This is a genomic window from Streptomyces colwelliae (assembly GCF_048158785.1).
GTDB lineage: Bacteria > Actinomycetota > Actinomycetes > Streptomycetales > Streptomycetaceae > Streptomyces.
This window is the reverse complement of record NZ_JBLTJC010001104.1, coordinates 1-258: the sequence shown is the minus strand read 5'-3', so window position 1 is coordinate 258 and position 258 is coordinate 1. Positions and strand designations below refer to the sequence as shown.

The following is a 258-nucleotide window of genomic DNA, read 5'->3' as shown; positions in this document are numbered from 1 at the left end:
GCCGGATCTGGAAGGCGGGTAACCGCTGGAGGTGACCGGTACTAATAGGCCGAGGGCTTGTCCTCAGTTGCTCGCGTCCACTGTGTTGGTTCTGAAACCACGAACAACCCCATTGCCATGGTCACGGGTGATGGTGCGGTTGATTGTTTCATAGTGTTTCGGTGGTCATAGCGTGAGGGAAACGCCCGGTTACATTCCGAACCCGGAAGCTAAGCCTTACAGCGCCGATGGTACTGCAGGGGGGACCCTGTGGGAGAG

At 57.8% G+C, this 258-nt stretch carries 1 rRNA gene; it reads left to right on the top strand.

What is annotated here, in order from left to right:
* Nucleotides 1-157: 157 nt before the first annotated feature.
* A 5S ribosomal RNA gene (rrf, locus tag ACNFOC_RS56030) occupies nucleotides 158-258 on the top strand; the annotation flags it as partial.